The sequence below is a fragment of the Croceitalea dokdonensis DOKDO 023 genome (assembly GCF_001306415.1).
Taxonomy (GTDB): domain Bacteria; phylum Bacteroidota; class Bacteroidia; order Flavobacteriales; family Flavobacteriaceae; genus Croceitalea; species Croceitalea dokdonensis.
This window is the reverse complement of sequence record NZ_LDJX01000001.1, coordinates 16,586-32,994: the sequence shown is the minus strand read 5'-3', so window position 1 is coordinate 32,994 and position 16,409 is coordinate 16,586. Positions and strand designations below refer to the sequence as shown.

The following is a 16,409-nucleotide window of genomic DNA, read 5'->3' as shown; positions in this document are numbered from 1 at the left end:
GGTGCCTTATTATGTTTTCCCTTATATTTAGGAAAACACTAATGGATAACTTATGAAAAACATGCTATTATGCATCCTTTGTGTAGGATTGCAATACGTACAGGGCCAGACGGATGGGATGGGCTCCATGGCCCTTCCTGAGGAAAATATTCCCATTGACCCCAATGTAAAAGTGGGCCAATTAGACAATGGGCTTACCTACTATATCAGAAACAATGGCAAACCGGAAGATAAGGTGGAACTAAGGCTGGTAGTAAATGCAGGGTCCATTATGGAAACCGAAAGACAATTGGGTCTTGCCCATTTTATGGAGCATATGAACTTCAATGGCACAAAGAATTTTGAAAAAAACGATCTTGTAGATTATTTGCAAAGCATTGGGGTAAAATTTGGTGCTGATCTAAATGCATATACCAGTTTTGATGAAACGGTCTACATTTTACCCATACCCAGTGACGACCCTGAAAAATTGGAAAAAGGCTTTCAGATCATAGAAGATTGGGCACATAACACTACCCTATCCGAAGAGGCCATTGATGGTGAACGAGGCGTTGTCCTTGAAGAGCTCAGGATAAGACTAGGTGCGGAGGAGCGCATGCAAAAAGTAACCCTCCCAAAAATGATGTACGGTTCCAGATATGCAGAACGCCTACCCATTGGCACCAAGGAAAACTTGGAGAACTTCTCCTATGATGATGTCAGGGATTATTACAACACTTGGTACAGACCAGATTTGATGGCCGTTATTGCCGTGGGGGACTTAGATGTTGCCACCATGGAAGGTAAAATAAAATCCCATTTTTCCGGAATTGAAAAAGCAAAAAATCCGGTAGAACGGAAGTCCTATGAATTACCCAACCATGAGGAAACGCTGATTGCCATTGCAGCAGATTCAGAGGCGGCATTTAGCCGGGTCCAGGTCATGTATAAAGACCGTTTTGAAACCCCAGTGGTGAAAACAGTAGGGGATTATCGTGAAAGCTTGGTGAAAAACCTATTCTCTACGCTCATAAATAATCGCCTGGATGAGTTAGGGAACAGTGCAAAACCACCTTTCGTATTTGGCTATTCCTACTATGGCGGCACATATGCAAGAACAAAAAATGCCTATCAATCCATAGCACAAACAAGTCCCGAAGGTCAAATGGATGGTCTAAAGGCCGTATTAGAGGAAAATGAACGCGTAAAACGCTACGGATTTCAAGCGGGTGAGTTCGACCGTGCCAAAAAAAGTCTACTGGCACGTCTTGAAAAACGATACAATGACCGCGATAAGCAAGAAAGTAACCGGATGGTCAATCCATATATTTACCATTATTTGGAAAATCAACCTATTCCGGGCATTGAATGGGAATACAGCATGACCAAAAACCTATTGCCTACCATTCAGCTGGAGGAAATAGGTAACCTCATCAATACCTTTTTGCATGATGACAATAGGGTCATTGTCATCACAGGACCAGAAAAAGAAGGTGTGCAACAAATAAGTGAAGAAGCGGTTCGTGCATTGCTAGAAAGTATTAAAACTGCAGAGATTGCCCCTTATAAAGATGAAGCGGTCCGTGCCGAGCTAATGGAGACCTTACCTCCTGCAGGCAGTATAACGGCAACAGAAACCAATAAAAAACTAGGCGTTACCACCTTCACATTAAGTAACGGCGCCAAGGTAACCTTTAAGAAAACGGATTTTAAAAATGATGAAGTCCTTTTTGAGGCGTTTAGTCCAGGTGGTACCAGTCTTTACAGCGATGAGGAGTTAAAAGCAACTGCTTTTGCCAACAGCGGACTCTCCCAAGCCGGTATCGGTGGGCTTTCCCTAACGGATATGGGAAAGTTTATGAGTGGTAAAATTGTACGGGTTACTCCAAGAATTGGTTCCTTCAGCGAAAACTTTAGCGGATCTGCAGCGCCAAAGGATTTGGAAACCTTGTTTCAAATGGTGCACCTATACTTTACCTCGCTAAACAAAGACCCGGAAGCGTTTGCATCCCATATGACCAAACAAAAAAGTTTCTTGGGCAACCTAATGGCCAACCCACAATTCTATTTTCAAGACCAACTGGGAGAGATACAAAATGAAGGTAATCCCAGATACACAGGGTTTCCAACGGTAGAAAAGATGGATGCTTCTGACTATGACCTTGCGTACCAAAAATACCAAGAACGTTTTGCAGATGCTGGGGATTTCCATTTTTACTTTGTCGGAAATGTGGATGAAACAGAACTAAAATCATTTGCTGCTACCTATTTGGCTTCCCTACCAGGAAAAAATAGTGCTGAAAATTTTGTTCCTACAAAATTTAGAAGAAAGGATACCTTTCAAAAGCACATTATTAAAAAGGGAACCGACCCCAAGAGTAACGTTAGAATTTCTTGGGAGGAGGAAATTCCCTATGACGGTAAAACAGAAATGGCCATTAAGGCGCTTGGTGAAGTTTTGACCATTAAACTAGTGGAAAAATTGCGGGAAGATGAAGGAGGCGTATATGGGGTTGGCGCCCGTGGAAACCTTAGTAAAATCTCCTTTTCCAACCTTACCTTTAGCATATCCTTTCCCTGTGGACCAGAAAATGTGGACAAACTGGTGGCAGCAGCCTTAGGTGAGGTCGAAAAAATAAAAAAAGATGGTGTTAGCCCAGCGGACATGGCCAAAGTAAAGGAGACCTACCTAGTGAAGCGCAAAGAAGATCTGAAAACCAATAAATTTTGGATTTCCAACATGGTCAAGGCTGATCAAGAAAAACGCAACTTGATGGGCATGATGCAGCTTGAGGCTAAATTGGACAATCTAAAGCCAAAAGACATCCAAAAAGTTGCCCAGCAATATTTGGATGAAAACTATTTTTTGGGAATCTTAATGCCAGAAACGGAATAAGGGAGGCTACCGCTCTTGAACCCAGGCAGAATAAATTGTAACTTTATCGCATAAAAAAATACGTTTAATATGAAAAAAATACATGTAACACTGGCCAGTATAATGATGGTAGCCGTTTTTAGCTGCAAGGAAGCAAAGAAAAGTGCAGATACCACTACGGACGAAATGCAGGGCACTGAGGAAAAAATGGCAGAAAAAAGTAGCATCACGCTTACCAAACTCGATGGTTCCCCGGCTTATGAGGATGCATCCTTGGTTTTGGAAAGTCCCGAAAACACGACTATCGCAACAAGTGGGGAAATAGATTTTAACTTTGCGGTATCCAATTATGAATTGGGTGCACAGACAGAAAGTGAAAATGCCACTAAATTGGCAAATTCAGGCAAGGGTCAACATATTCATTTTATCCTGAACAACCAGCCATACTCTGCACATTATGAGCCTAACTTCAAAAAAGAACTTCCTGATGGCGTCCATCATTTAGTAGCATTTTTGAGCAGATCTTACCATGAATCCGTTAAGAATGAAAATTCTGTTGTGGTCAAAAAGATGGAAATAGGGAAAGACCCAGCGGATACCCAAGGTTTGGATATGGAGGCACCAACGTTAATTTATAGCAGACCCAAAGGCACTTACGCTGGAACGGATGCAACAAACTTGATGCTGGATTTCTTTGTTTTGAACACTACCCTATCTGAAAATGGCAATAAGGTAAAAGCTACCATAAACGGGGAGGAATTTACCATAACCGAATGGGCTCCATACGTTATCAACGGGCTTCCCTTGGGAGAGGTGACCATTACCCTAGAATTGGTTGATGGCAATGGTAATTATATCGAAGGTCCCTTTAATAAAGTAACGAGAACCGTAACCTTAAAGTCTTAAACAACAATAATTTAAATTAGTAATCTTTAGTTCTTAGAATTTTAGTGTTTCTAGAGTAAATAAGAAATACCCTTAAAGCCAAATACCGGTCTTAGGGGTATTTTTATGTAGTCTCTTTTCTCAACACTGCCAAAGGCGGACTGGAAATCACTGTTTTACTATTCCATAAACCAATGACCACCACAAGCAACGTAATCAAGGGCAGTACAATGACAAACGGTTGCCATGATGGGACAAATACGGAGTCAAACACAAACCTGGCCAAAAGAAAACTACAACAAAGAGCAAGTAATACCCCTAGTACGGTTCCCAAAAGTCCCAAAAACAAGTACTCCAGCGCACTGATACGCAAAATTTGATTTCCCTTTGCACCCAAGGTCCGTAATAAAACACTTTCCTTGATGCGCTGGTATTTGCTATTTCTTACGGAACCAATCAATACAATGATTCCCGTTAAAATACTAAAGAAAGCCATAAAGTTGATGACCCACGAGATTTTACCTAAAATCCCCTCAACAACCTGCAAAACTTGCCTTAGATCGATAATGGATACCGTTGGAAACTGTTTTACAAGCTTCCGTTGCAGGTCTGCCGATGCCTCCGGATTCGCAGCATTGGTGGTCAACACATGAAATTGGGGAGCGTTCTCCAAAATTCCAGAAGGAAAAATAATTGAGAAATTAATTTGCATCTGTGCCCAATCTACTGTTCTAATATGGGCAACCACGGTCTCCATCAACACCCCCTGCACGTTAAAAACTAACCTATCCCCCACTTCCACCTTGGCATCCTTTGCCACGTTTTCGGATAAAGAAATGGGTATGACATCCGCTTGGTTGTCCGCTGGCCAAGTTCCTGCAACCGTAGTTTCAGAGTTTGCCAGGTAATCCCTATAAGTGACCCTAAACTCATGTTGTAGTATCCATCGGTTAACCGTCCGTGTGGTATCCAAAATAAGTTCCCGGACCGGTCTGTCCTTAATTTGGTGCATCCGCATGGTAATAATGGGAATATTGTTCAACACCTCCATACCGGAAGCCTTAATACGTGCTGCGGCAGCCTCTTTTTCATTGGTCTGTACGTCCATCAAGACCAAATTTGGAGTTTTTGCGGTAGCTTCAACAGCTGTTCTGGATAACAGCACATCCTTTGTAAAATATAGGGTGCTTATAAGGAACGTCCCCACTCCAATGGCCAATACCAGTACCAAAGTCTGATTGTTTGGCCTGAACAGGTTTAAGATACTCTGTCTTGCGGCAAAGCCCCACTGGGTCGGAAAAAACCGTTTCACCAACCTCATAAATCCGGCGGCAACCCCTCCCAAAACAAGAAAAACAAAAAGAATTCCCAAGACAAAATAAAGGGCAAAATCCCATCTGCCAAGCAGCCAAAACGCAAATCCAAAAACAAACAAAACAATAGCTCCCAAGACCAGGAATTTTGTTTCTAGGGATTGTGCCCTATTATCTTCTTGAACCCGCAATACCTGTAAGGGCGAAACAAACCAGGTACCCATCAATGGGGAAAGGGCAAAAAGCACGGACATGAGCACCCCTAAAACCAAACCTACGATAACGGCCTGCGGCACAAAACCAATTTCCAGTTCAAAAGGCAAGTAGTCTTGAAGTAAGGATGGAAATACATATTGTAAACCTATGCCTGCCAATACCCCCAATACGCCTCCCAAAAATCCCATGGCGGCAATTTGCACAAGGTAAATCAGAAAGGTTTGGTTACGGGTGGCGCCCAAACATTTTAAAACGGCAACCGAACGTAGTTTTTCCTTAATGTAGATATGTACGGAACTGGCAATGCCAACACAACCTAAAAGTAAGGCAATAAATGCCACAAGGTTTAAGAAATTCCCGAAGTTTGCATAGTTGCGCCCCAACCGCTGACCGGTGGACAAGTGGGTATCCAAATCGGCATTCTCCACATCCAATTGTGGGTCTACCACCTTATCCAACTCCTCAAGATTTTGCTTGGCATTTGCCAAAAAATAATATTCATATCTAATACGGCTACCCGTCTGTACAAGTCCCGTACTTTGCACACTTTGGTACGGTATCCAAATGGGAGGGGCAATGGAAGCACTGACACCGTTGCTTCCTGGGGCGCTAACTAAACTTCCCGCAATGGAAAACATGGTATTTCCAATTTTTACACTATCTCCCACCTTGAGGTTAAACTGCAGCATTACTGTGGCATCAACAAGAGCCGTATTTTCTTTATGATAAGTTTGGGCAGCCTCCTCCGGATTGGTTTCCAAATCCCCATAAAAAGGATACCCAGGTTCAACCCCCCTGATACCCACTAATTTGGTATTTCCATTTTTGGGAAAAACTGCCATGGAGGGAAAGCCAATGGATTTGGCATTTGCTCCACCTAAACTGTCAATTATGGCCTGGACCTTTGTACTTGGGGGTTGATTGCTATCTATGCGGTAATCTGCCCCCATTAAGGCCTTGGATTGCAGCGCAATATTGTCTTTAAGATTCTCACTAAAAGACTGTATGCTTACCACGGCGGCGATGCCCAGGACTATGGAACCAATAAAAAGCAGTAATCGCTTGCCACTGGCCCTACCATCGCGCCAGGCCATTTTTAGAATCCAGTGGAAATGGGTCTTACCTTTAAGCCTGTTGGTGCCCATCATAGTTTTTGGTTTTCTTCGGTGACCACCTTACCACCCTTTAGCTTGAGTATTCTTTGGGTTTTTTGGGCCAATTCCATATCATGGGTCACGATGACCAAGGTGGTACCTGCCTCCTTGTTCAAATCAAACAACAATTCAACGACCTTTTGGCCAGTTTCCGAATCCAGATTTCCGGTGGGTTCATCCGCAAATAAAATAGAAGGGGTACTGGAAAATGCACGGGCCAAGGCCACACGCTGCTGCTCCCCTCCCGATAATTGCGAGGGATAATGATGTTTTCTGTCCTGCAGCCCTACTTTCTCCAATAGTTCAGCGGCAATGCCATGGGTGTTTTTTTGTCCCTGCAATTCAAGCGGCACTGCTACATTTTCAAGCGCTGTCAATGTGGGCAGCAACTGAAAATTCTGAAAGATGAACCCAACCTCACGATTACGCAATAGTGCGCGTTCATCTTCATTGAGTTCATTCAACGCGACACCACAAAGATGGACAGTGCCCTGGTCCGTTTGGTCCAGGCCTGCACACAATCCCAATAAGGTTGTTTTACCGCTGCCAGAAGGGCCTACAATGGCAAAGGTCTCTCCTGTGTCTATGGAAAAACTAACATCTTCAAGTACCGTTAGTGTTTTATTTCCGCTGGCATAGGTCTTCCCAAGCTGGGTTACGTTTAATATCTTTGACATAGCTTCTTTTGAGTACGGCCGAAAAATAAAAAATTGAAATTGAAATCATCCCTGTTAGCCATGCATACCATCATAAAGTTTCGTTATTTTTTACTGTTTATTTGTTTGCTCTCTTGCGGGGATGCAAAAACAACAAAAACCGAAACCACAAAGACCTCCCAAGAGGAGGCCGCAACCACTCGGGAAACAAAGGACAATACCATTCTTTTCTTTGGGGATAGCCTCACCGCTGGATATGGGATTAAATTGGAAGAGGCTTTTCCTGCATTGATACAGCAGCGGTTAGACAGCCTAAACCTACCCTATACCACCATTAATTCTGGCGTAAGCGGCGAAACCACATCAGGCGGACTAAACCGTTTGGACTGGGTACTACGTCAAGAACCCAGCATTTTTGTATTGGAGCTTGGTGCCAATGACGGCCTGCGCGGCATCCCCTTGGAAAACACCAAGGCTAACCTACAAGCAATTATTGATGCAGTAAAGGCCAAAAACCCCAACACCAAAATCATTTTGGCCGGGATGCAAATTCCCCCCAATATGGGACCGGAGTATACAACAGAATTCCGAAAGATTTTTCCAGAACTGGCCAAGGCCAACGCCATTCCTTTAATTCCATTTTTATTGGACAAAGTAGCTGGTGACCCCAATCTTAATCTAGAAGATGGCATACACCCCACTGCGGAGGGGCATCAAATTGTCATGGAGAATGTTTGGGAAGTTTTAAAGAAGGTGGTAAAGTAACTCATCACCTAAAATTTCCTAATGGACTGATTTAAAATTTTTTCCATTTGCTAAAAAATTGCTCTTTTTCACCCTTGTTTAGGCTATTTTGCCTTCCTTAACGCTGCCATGATTTTAAAAAAACCTATAAGAGGGCAAAAAAATGCCTAATTTTCACTTAAACCAGAAAAAATTTACATCAGTTCGATTTTAAAAACACGTTAAAACCCATGAAATATGAAATTAGGCGCTTTCTCCATGAGCCTTGCGGTTAAAGACTTGGAAACCTCACGAACGTTTTACGAAAAATTAGGCTTTGCCGTTTTTGCGGGGGAAACGGACAAAAACTATCTCATTATGAAAAATGGCAATGCCCTTATTGGCCTTTTTCAAGGGATGTTCCAGAATAACATATTAACCTTTAACCCTGGTTGGGACGAGAATGCACAGCCCGTAAATGGGTATGATGACGTTAGGGATATCCAAAAACACCTTAAGGCCAACCAAGTGGTACCGGTTAGAGAAGCGGATGAAACGGGTACTGGCCCAGCCAGTTTTGTGGTCTTAGACCCGGATGGCAATATGATATTGGTAGACCAACATCTCTGAGTGTTAGGTTCCAAGTACTTACAATCTTGCTTATATTTATATTGCGTTAATGAACCTAGAACAACTCATAGAAAAATTCCAACAAAAGGACAGCCAAGCCTTTAAGGAACTTTATGATATGTATGCCAATAACATATGTGGGGTTATCTACGTGATTATTAAAGACAAGGAGCGATCCCAAGAACTATGTCAAGACGTCTTTATGAAGGTTTGGGATAAATCATCTAGCTATAATACCTCCAAAGGACGTTTTTTTACCTGGCTATTAAATATTGCGAGGAATACGGCCATAGATGAACTGAGGTCCAAAAGCCATAAAAACCATAAAAAAAACCAGCCGTTAGATTCTTTCGTAGGTAAACTGGAACAAGATAATGGTTTGGAAAACCAGGTAAACACTATTGGGCTGCAGTCCATGCTCAAAGGGTTAAAGGAAAAATGTGTGCTTTTGATAGATTTGCTCTATTTTAAGGGATACACACAAAAGGAAGCTGCTGAGGAGCTCCAAACACCAATAGGAACCATAAAAACTAGAATTAGGACCTGTATGACTCAAATCAGGCAGAATAGCAAGCTGTAATGGATGTAGCAAAGTACATATCGTCCGGTGTTTTGGAACTATACGTTGCCGGAGCGCTTACCGCTGAGGAAAACTTGGAGGTGCAGGAATATGCTAAAAAATACCCAGAAATACGTCAAGAGATAGCGGAAATTGAATTGGCTATCCTAAAAGTTACTGAGGCAGCCTCACCAGGTTTACACAAAAACAGTTTTCAATTCCTTTACAAAAGGTTGGGCTTCACTGCCCCGCTACCCTCCAATACAAAAAAAATATGGGCCACATATTTGGGCTGGGCAGCTTCCATAGTGTTTGCCGTTGGCATGCTATGGATGTTCCTACAAAATCAAAAACTAAAAACGGCCATAGAGGTAACGCAACAAAAACGGCAAACGTTAGAAGAACAACTGTATAAAGCCGAACAAATCATCACGGATAACGCTGCAAAAGAAACCTTGTTCAACCAGTTAAGAAACAAAGATGTCAATGTTATTGCACTTGGCGGACAAAAAGTTGCACCAGCATCCTATGCCAAGGCCTACTGGAACAAAACGCAAGCAAAGGTATTTATTGATGCCAAAGGATTACCGGAACCACCCGCTGGGTTTACATATCAAGTTTGGTCCTTACAATTAGACCCGTTGGTACCAACAAGCATTGGTCTATTGAAAGATTTTAAAAACAATGGCACCGCCGTTTTTGAGTTGGACAATCCTAATGAATCCCAAGCCTTTGGAATCACCTTAGAGCCAGAGGGGGGTAGCGAGGCTCCCAATCTAGAACAGTTGTACACCTTAGGTGCGGTTGGCCCTTAAACCCCTATGGAAGCCGTCAAAATCAAAGAAATTGCATATTCATCTACCTGGCCGATCCGTCATAAAGTAATGTGGCCAGATAAAGCTTTGGATTACATAAAGCTACCAAAGGACCTTGAGGGAAAGCACTTTGGGGCCTTCCGTAAAAACCAATTGGTTGGGGTTGTTTCGGTATTTATGGAACAGGATAGTGCCCAATTTAGGAAACTGGCCGTGCTTGCCAAATTTCAAGGTAAGGGTTACGGCAAACGCCTGTTGCAATGTGTTATAGACCATTGTAAGGCCATGGATGTCCAACGCCTGTGGTGCAATGCCAGAAAGGATAAAATTGGTTTTTACCTTGCGTTTGACATGGTGCAAACAGGGCAAGAATTTTCCAAGGGAGGAACGGATTTTGAAGTTTTAGAACTTAAATTAAATACGATGTCGTTGAAATCAAAAAATACTGCCTTACTCATGGTTGATGTCCAAAAAGGCTTTGAAAATGAAATCTATTGGGGCGGAAACAGAAACAATAAGAACGCGGAAGAAAACTGTGGGTTCTTATTGAAGCTATGGCGCGATTATAACTTACCTATTTTCCATATAAAACATGCGTCAAAAAATCCTAATTCCCCCTTACATCCAACAAAACCTGGATTTGCCTTTCATTCTAGCATAGAACCCCTGGACAAGGAGCCCATTATTGTAAAGGATGTTAACAGTGCCTTTATTGGGACCGATTTGGAAAAAACATTAGGAAACAACAATATTGGCAGCTTGGTAGTTGTTGGCCTAACTACAAACCACTGTATTTCCACTACGGTGCGTATGGCAGGAAACCTAGGTTTTGAAACCTTTGTAATCTCCGATGCTACCGCTACTTTTGACCGTGTAGGGGTTGATGGTCAAAAGTATAGCGCAGAAGTAATTCATCAAACTACCCTGGCAAGCTTACACCAAGAATTTGCGACTGTACTCAACACACAACAACTTACCTCCTTATTATGACAGAAAAAGAAAAGATGCTCCTTGGGGAGCTGTATAATCCTTTAGATAGGGAATTGGTATCTGCAAGGATAGCTGCTAGAATCCTTCAACAACAATTAAATTCCTGTCCGGCAGATGATGGAAAGGAGTTAAAACGTTTAACGGGCACGTTAATTCCCAACCAAGGAAAAAGCTGTTTTATCCAACCTCCCTTTTACTGTGATTATGGAACCAACATTTTCTTGGGCAAACGGGTCTTCTTTAATTTTAACTGTGTTGTTTTGGATGTTACCCCGGTAAACATAGGCGATAGGGCCATGTTTGGTCCTAACGTACAACTCTATACTGCCACGCATCCCTTGGAGGCCAGTCCGCGGAGTTCCGGCAAGGAATTTGGAAAACCTATTACCATTGGGGAGGATGTTTGGATTGGTGGCAATGCAGTGATTTGTCCGGGCGTTACCATTGGGGCAAGGACCGTCGTAGGCGCGGGAAGCGTGGTTACCAAAGACCTCCCCAGCGATGTTTTTGCTGCCGGAAATCCCTGTACCGTAATAAAACCCATACAGAATTAAAATTTTTACTATTTTTCCAACATGGATATTAAAAAGATTTTTGGCTCCGTTCTTACCCTTGCCGGTATTGGTGGTTTGGTGTACACGGCCGTTCTTTACGGTAACAATAGCGATAATACTAGGGCAATGATTGTATACGGAGTATTGGGTGCCCTGTTCTTTTTTTCTGGCGTTGGCCTGATTAGAAATACCTCAAAAAAAGTTTAGTCCTAACGGATATATCTCTTGTGCAAACTTAATAAGGTTTTGGGCGCAACACCAAACCTAAAAAGTATGACCAAAATCAAATTCGTCAAATTAACGCGCACATAAGAGTTGTTGTTATATTTCCGGGCAGAAACCGTTAAATCATTTTCAACAATGGTATAGGGTACTTTGTTGGATTTCATTCGATGAAAAAACTCAAAATCTTCCATAAGTACTTGCGCCTCGTCAAAGCCATTTAATGCATCAAACACATTTCGCTGTATAAATAGGCATTGATCTCCTCCTCCGGTAAAAACCCCGTCCTTTTTGGTAAAGGAGGCATTTAAGTTTAAAAAAAAGTTTTCCTTGTCAAATCGATATGAAAAAAAACCAGCTTGATGCCCGTTTTCCAAAGTACTTTTGATATCCCTAAAGAAACCCCTAGGAGGCCTTACATCTGCATGTAAAAACACCAGAATGTCGCCTTTTGCGTACCCAACGGCCGTATTCATTTGCACCGCCCTCCCGTCCTTGGGACAATGGATAAATCTGGTATGGTCCGGTGTTGGAATTAACCGAGACCCATCATCCGTGCTGCTGGACAGACTTACCAGTACCTCAACATCGTATCCTTTGGATAAGGACGCCAGCCTTGGAAGCAGGGACATTAGGTTGGCCTTCTCATTATGTGCGGGCACAATAACGCTTATCATTCTTGCAATTTACAGTACATACGGTATTGTATGGCCACTGGTTTTAAAATTTTAATGAAAGATATGATTAATGATTACGACCAAACCCATACGACTTGTTTTACGTATGTACCATAAAGCAGGTGACAACCCACTACCTTTGCCAATGAAAAAAAACAGTGTTGATTCTTAGGCAAGGTACGGACAACCGTTTTCATGTTATACGGCTAGAATAACAGTAAATTTTAAACCATGAAAAATCACTTTTTTACCATAATTTTTCTTTTACTCTTAAGTTGCTGCAAAGTAAAAGAGGCCACCTTTTCCCCATCTGGCGGAGGCACTACCGAACTAAACGAACTATCCGAGCAGTTCCTTAAAAAAATACAGCAAGGGGAAGGTACGGCGGAAATACAGGAACAGTTGGCCAACACTAGCCTAAAGCAAATTCAAAAAACATTGGTCACGGACCAACAGAGATATGCTTTTTGGCTCAACATTTACAATGCTTATATACAAGTATTCTTAAGGAATCAACCAGAACTGTATAAAGATAGGCGGGATTTCTTTTCCAAGGAACAAATTAACATAGCCGGCCAAACCATTTCTTTTTCTAAAATAGAGCATGGTATCATTAGAAAGTCTCAATGGGAACTTGGCCTTGGGTACTTCAGAAAAATATTTCCCGATGCACTGGAACGTAAGCTTCGTGTAAGCAAACGGGACTACAGGGTACATTTTGCCTTAAACTGTGGGGCCAAAGACTGCCCTCCGGTAGCTATCTATTCCCCGGAGCGCTTAGAAGAGCAGTTGAACCAAGGCACAGAAAGGTACCTTAAAGAAACCTCCCTGTATGATTCTAGTTCCAACACGGTAAAAGTAACCGCATTATTTAGTTGGTTTAGGGGAGATTTTGGTGGGGAACGTGGCGTTGGGAACATCCTAGTGCAATACGGCATTATTCCATCTGCAAAGGGGGTGAACATCAGCTACAAGAACTATGATTGGACCCTGGCATTGGACAATTTTATAACACTTTAAGCTGTTGGGCATTTTGATTTTTTTTTCAATTTGGGTGAGTGAATTACGCCAATGTAATCGCAGCTATTCGCACCCACCTGAGAACAGCTAGGCTCGGAACCAACACTTTAGTTTAACAACCGTTCTTGATACTTTTTTTATTCATCAAAATCACTCAAAGTTACGACTGGTGGTTTACGCTAGTAACAATGCATACCGGGCAGCACCTTAGCTAAAAGGCTTCCCTAACGGTTAGATAAAGGTTACCACCTTCCGCACTTTGCCCATAGTCTACCCTAAGTCGTATTCCCTCTTTCTTGTTAATGGTGTACCTAAGGCCCGCACCTGCCGTGTTTCTGTACCTAGAAGAAAAAAGCGCACTAAAATTTGGGGCCACCGTACCTGTGGATGCAAAAAACGTTCCTCCAAACCGCCCAGATAGTGGAAAACGGTATTCCATAGAAAAACTAAGTTCCCCATTATCTTGGTAACGTCTATCATTGAAGCCCCTGGTGCGATTGGTGCCCAGTCTATTTAAATCGTAAAGTGGGGCACCTTGGCCATTATTAGCCAAAAAAAGATTGGTCGCTATGATATGCTGGCCCTTTATTTTCTGGTAGAACCTACTGTCCAGACTAAATTTGGCATAGGAAAAGGAAGCTCCTAAAAAATCCATGGCAGAAAAAGCAGCGGCTTGTACAAAAAAACCTCGGGTAGGTTGAAAAATATCATCCCTAGTGTCATAAAAGACGAGCAGCCCCAAATTGGACACCGTACCACCCCTTTTGCCGGGAATATCTGTGCGTTCCAAAATACCATTTTCCTTGCTGACAAAATCATGGTAAATATCCAGTTCGTACCCCAATCCAACAGAGATTTTAGGCCATACCTCCTTAAGCAAGGATACCCTGAGCCTGGGAAACGTTACTTCATAGGTCTCAAAGTCTGCTTGATTGGAGTCTATACCAAGCCCATAAAAATTATAGAAATATTTAAAATACCCTAATTCACCCACCAAGCGCCACCGTTCTTGTTTCCAATACAACTCAAAGGGTGCAAAAATGAGGAGTTGGTTTTTGGTGGTGTAGCTTACGGCCAATTGTGTCGATGAGGCCCTACTCTGCTCTGGTTCATTTTTAAATCTAAAAGTGGCAATACCCAGTCCACCGTAACCCAAACCCGTTTCAGGCAAATAGAATAACACGGGTAAGCCGGTTAACCTAAATTTTTTAACGGTATCGTTACTTTTATTCTGGACATCTTGGGCACCTCCCCACAGGGCGAAAAAAATAAAAAAACAAAAAATCAACAGCTTTTTATGCATGCTATTAAGGCTTAATGAATTTTAGCATAACCCGTTTTGCATTTTGAGCAATTTTTTTTGGAGTTAATCCTATTGATGAAATCCTTGACATGTGTACCTGTTTACGGGCAGGCAATCATGGAATCAATATTTTAGTTTAAAGACTTTTCTCGATACTATCTCCCATTCCTCTAAATCACTCCAGCTAACATGTTGTTGTTTAGACCGGTTAAAAAACATCATGGCATCTAAAGGTAGTACTCTTCTGCCAGCCATATGAAGCAATCCAGGGATTAGTGCGACAAATGGAACAAAACTTACCAATTTTTTTAAGACCGTATTTTACCCAGGGTTTGGGTAACCAGCATCTTCAATAGATATCGCCATCGGAAAAAAATAGGGTATTATCCTTACGCTTCCTTTGGTATAAATGGAAGCTCAGCCCTTAACCTGTTCATCTCCATAATGCCATGGGAAGCCCACTAGTTGGTTTACCAAACACCTTGGCCACAAAGAATCCGGTGTTCTAGTAAACAACCAATCCAATCTACAGGCTGTTTATTTCTGCCAAGGAGCTTGGCCCCAACTCATAGCCAGCATCCAAAAGTTCCGCTTTGAGCGCCTTAACGATTTTTGGTTTGTGATTTGCCTTATAAATTTGGGCAGCGTTCAATAAAATGGCAGGTTCATAGGTCTTATGCATGATATGTTCCTCTACAATCCGTAACGCTTTTTGATATTGTTGGGTCTCATAATATGCCATGGCCAATAAATGATAGGATTCTGGCGTTGGCCTGTTCCCAATCTCGGTTTCTGCGAGCCTAATAGCCTTGCTTTCCGCGTTTGTGTGTTTTAAATGGTACGCTACATTATGCCCATTGTACATATCCCCGTATTGTTTATTGGCAACCGCAGTTACAAAAATATCCAAGTTTTGGGCCTGTTTTTGGGTGTCTCCCATGAATTCCGCTATCTCCGCCTTTAACAGAAACATATCTGGTGTTTTATAATATTTGGTGACGGCATCCAAAATGCGAAGTGCTTCCGATGGCTTTTGTTCATGGGAAAAGACGATCCATGCGATACCTTTTTTTGCATAGGCGTTGTTGGGGTCTAGGGCCAATGCTTTCAAATAATGTTCATACGCGTCCCGGATGCGTCCGGCATGGCCGTAATAATCGGCAATATTGGTATAGGACCATATGCGTAAGCCGCTATTGTTGGAAGACTCCGCCTTTTCTATAGCCTTTTCCATAAAATTGATGGTAGTATCCAGGTCGCCTTTATAATCGTTCCATTTAGCCACTCTTATTAAATACCCAAAATCTGACATATCTGCAATCCTATCTAAATAGTCCTTTGCCAAATCATGGTTTCCCAACTCCATATGCACATCAAACAAAAGGCTCTGGGTCTCTTTTAGGCCTCCACCCAATTCCGCTGCGTCCTTTGCCAAATTAAGTGCCTCCCTAAACCGGTGTTGGGAAATATAATTTCTTGCCAATGCCCGTAAGTACGCTTCTTTGTTGATATGGGCAATCTCCACGGCCTTTTTAAGGGCCCGCTCTGCCTTGATTAGAAAATCAATAGCACCGGTTTCCTTAAAGTAACGGCCATATTCTGCGGCAACATGCCCAAAACTCAATAGCTGTAAGCTATCCGGTTTTATTTTACCGTTCCAGAGTTCAAAATACTTAGAACTTGTCCTTACGGTAATATCACCTAGATATGGATTGTAATCTGCGCTATTGGTAATGTCGCTGTTTTGCTGTTTACAAGAAAGCATCAGTGTGATGATGATAAGTGGTATGATATTTTTCATAAGGTGTATTTTTTTATGATTATAAGGAAAGGAAAGG

Annotated in this window: 15 protein-coding genes and 1 pseudogene; 11 read left to right on the top strand and 5 right to left on the bottom strand. The window is 42.3% G+C overall.

Going from position 1 to position 16,409, the window contains the following annotated elements:
* Positions 1 to 52 precede the first annotated feature (52 nt).
* Together I595_RS00140 and I595_RS00135 are read left to right on the top strand one after the other, a co-directional pair.
* The gene (locus I595_RS00140) at positions 53 to 2,875 is read left to right on the top strand and encodes a M16 family metallopeptidase (RefSeq protein ID WP_245628193.1); all 2,823 of its coding nucleotides are present in this window, start codon (positions 53 to 55) and stop codon (positions 2,873 to 2,875) included.
* A gap of 69 nt (positions 2,876 to 2,944) precedes the next feature.
* Positions 2,945 to 3,760 (top strand): hypothetical protein, encoded by an 816-nt coding sequence (locus I595_RS00135; protein WP_054557367.1) that lies wholly within the window; start codon positions 2,945 to 2,947, stop codon positions 3,758 to 3,760.
* 103 nt (positions 3,761 to 3,863) lie between these two features.
* Here I595_RS00135 and I595_RS00130 read toward each other — a convergent pair whose 3' ends face one another.
* Both I595_RS00130 and I595_RS00125 read right to left on the bottom strand, forming a co-directional pair.
* Positions 3,864 to 6,413: an ABC transporter permease gene (locus tag I595_RS00130; RefSeq protein WP_245628213.1), complete on the bottom strand. Its 2,550-nt coding sequence runs from the start codon at positions 6,411 to 6,413 to the stop codon at positions 3,864 to 3,866.
* The gene (locus tag I595_RS00125) at positions 6,413 to 7,099 is read right to left on the bottom strand and encodes an ABC transporter ATP-binding protein (RefSeq protein ID WP_054557366.1); all 687 of its coding nucleotides are present in this window, start codon (positions 7,097 to 7,099) and stop codon (positions 6,413 to 6,415) included. The genes I595_RS00130 and I595_RS00125 overlap by 1 nt, the downstream gene beginning before the upstream one ends.
* A gap of 39 nt (positions 7,100 to 7,138) precedes the next feature.
* Here I595_RS00125 and I595_RS00120 point away from each other — a divergent pair, with 39 nt between their 5' ends.
* The 8 genes and pseudogenes from I595_RS00120 to I595_RS00090 all read left to right on the top strand — a co-directional run bounded on the left by I595_RS00120 (position 7,139) and on the right by I595_RS00090 (position 11,556).
* Entirely contained in the window at positions 7,139 to 7,843 is a 705-nt protein-coding gene (locus tag I595_RS00120) for an arylesterase (protein ID WP_245628192.1), read from the top strand.
* Positions 7,844 to 8,059: 216 nt separating this feature from the next.
* Positions 8,060 to 8,431, top strand: a complete 372-nt coding sequence (locus I595_RS00115) for a VOC family protein (RefSeq protein ID WP_054557365.1) — start codon at positions 8,060 to 8,062, stop codon at positions 8,429 to 8,431.
* A gap of 49 nt (positions 8,432 to 8,480) precedes the next feature.
* Entirely contained in the window at positions 8,481 to 9,011 is a 531-nt protein-coding gene (locus tag I595_RS00110; RefSeq protein ID WP_054557364.1) for an RNA polymerase sigma factor, read from the top strand.
* Complete coding sequence (locus I595_RS00105) at positions 9,011 to 9,805, top strand: anti-sigma factor (RefSeq protein ID WP_054557363.1); 795 nt, start codon at positions 9,011 to 9,013, stop codon at positions 9,803 to 9,805. The genes I595_RS00110 and I595_RS00105 overlap by 1 nt, the downstream gene beginning before the upstream one ends.
* A 6-nt stretch (positions 9,806 to 9,811) precedes the next feature.
* A pseudogene (locus I595_RS17485) lies at positions 9,812 to 10,189 on the top strand (GNAT family N-acetyltransferase); the annotation flags it as partial.
* Between the two features lie 39 nt (positions 10,190 to 10,228).
* On the top strand, positions 10,229 to 10,795 hold the full coding sequence (locus I595_RS17480) for a cysteine hydrolase family protein (RefSeq protein ID WP_054557983.1): 567 nt from the start codon (positions 10,229 to 10,231) through the stop codon (positions 10,793 to 10,795).
* Entirely contained in the window at positions 10,792 to 11,349 is a 558-nt protein-coding gene (locus I595_RS00095; RefSeq protein ID WP_316934151.1) for a sugar O-acetyltransferase, read from the top strand. Before I595_RS17480 ends, I595_RS00095 begins: the two co-directional genes overlap by 4 nt.
* Before the next feature lie 21 nt (positions 11,350 to 11,370).
* Positions 11,371 to 11,556 (top strand): hypothetical protein, encoded by a 186-nt coding sequence (locus tag I595_RS00090; protein WP_054557361.1) that lies wholly within the window; start codon positions 11,371 to 11,373, stop codon positions 11,554 to 11,556.
* Between the two features lie 2 nt (positions 11,557 to 11,558).
* Here I595_RS00090 and I595_RS00085 read toward each other — a convergent pair whose 3' ends face one another.
* Positions 11,559 to 12,248: a TIGR04283 family arsenosugar biosynthesis glycosyltransferase gene (locus tag I595_RS00085; RefSeq protein ID WP_054557360.1), complete on the bottom strand. Its 690-nt coding sequence runs from the start codon at positions 12,246 to 12,248 to the stop codon at positions 11,559 to 11,561.
* 231 nt (positions 12,249 to 12,479) lie between these two features.
* Here I595_RS00085 and I595_RS00080 point away from each other — a divergent pair, with 231 nt between their 5' ends.
* Positions 12,480 to 13,268 (top strand): DUF547 domain-containing protein, encoded by a 789-nt coding sequence (locus tag I595_RS00080; RefSeq protein ID WP_054557359.1) that lies wholly within the window; start codon positions 12,480 to 12,482, stop codon positions 13,266 to 13,268.
* A 211-nt stretch (positions 13,269 to 13,479) separates the two neighbouring features.
* On the opposite strand, the gene I595_RS00075 is transcribed toward I595_RS00080, so the two are convergent.
* Together I595_RS00075 and I595_RS00070 are read right to left on the bottom strand one after the other, a co-directional pair.
* Complete coding sequence (locus I595_RS00075) at positions 13,480 to 14,571, bottom strand: BamA/TamA family outer membrane protein (protein ID WP_054557358.1); 1,092 nt, start codon at positions 14,569 to 14,571, stop codon at positions 13,480 to 13,482.
* Positions 14,572 to 15,097: 526 nt separating this feature from the next.
* Positions 15,098 to 16,372 carry a tetratricopeptide repeat protein gene (locus I595_RS00070; protein ID WP_054557357.1) on the bottom strand — a complete coding sequence of 425 codons (1,275 nt, stop codon included), beginning with the start codon at positions 16,370 to 16,372 and terminating at the stop codon, positions 15,098 to 15,100.
* Between the last annotated feature and the right edge of the window lie 37 nt (positions 16,373 to 16,409).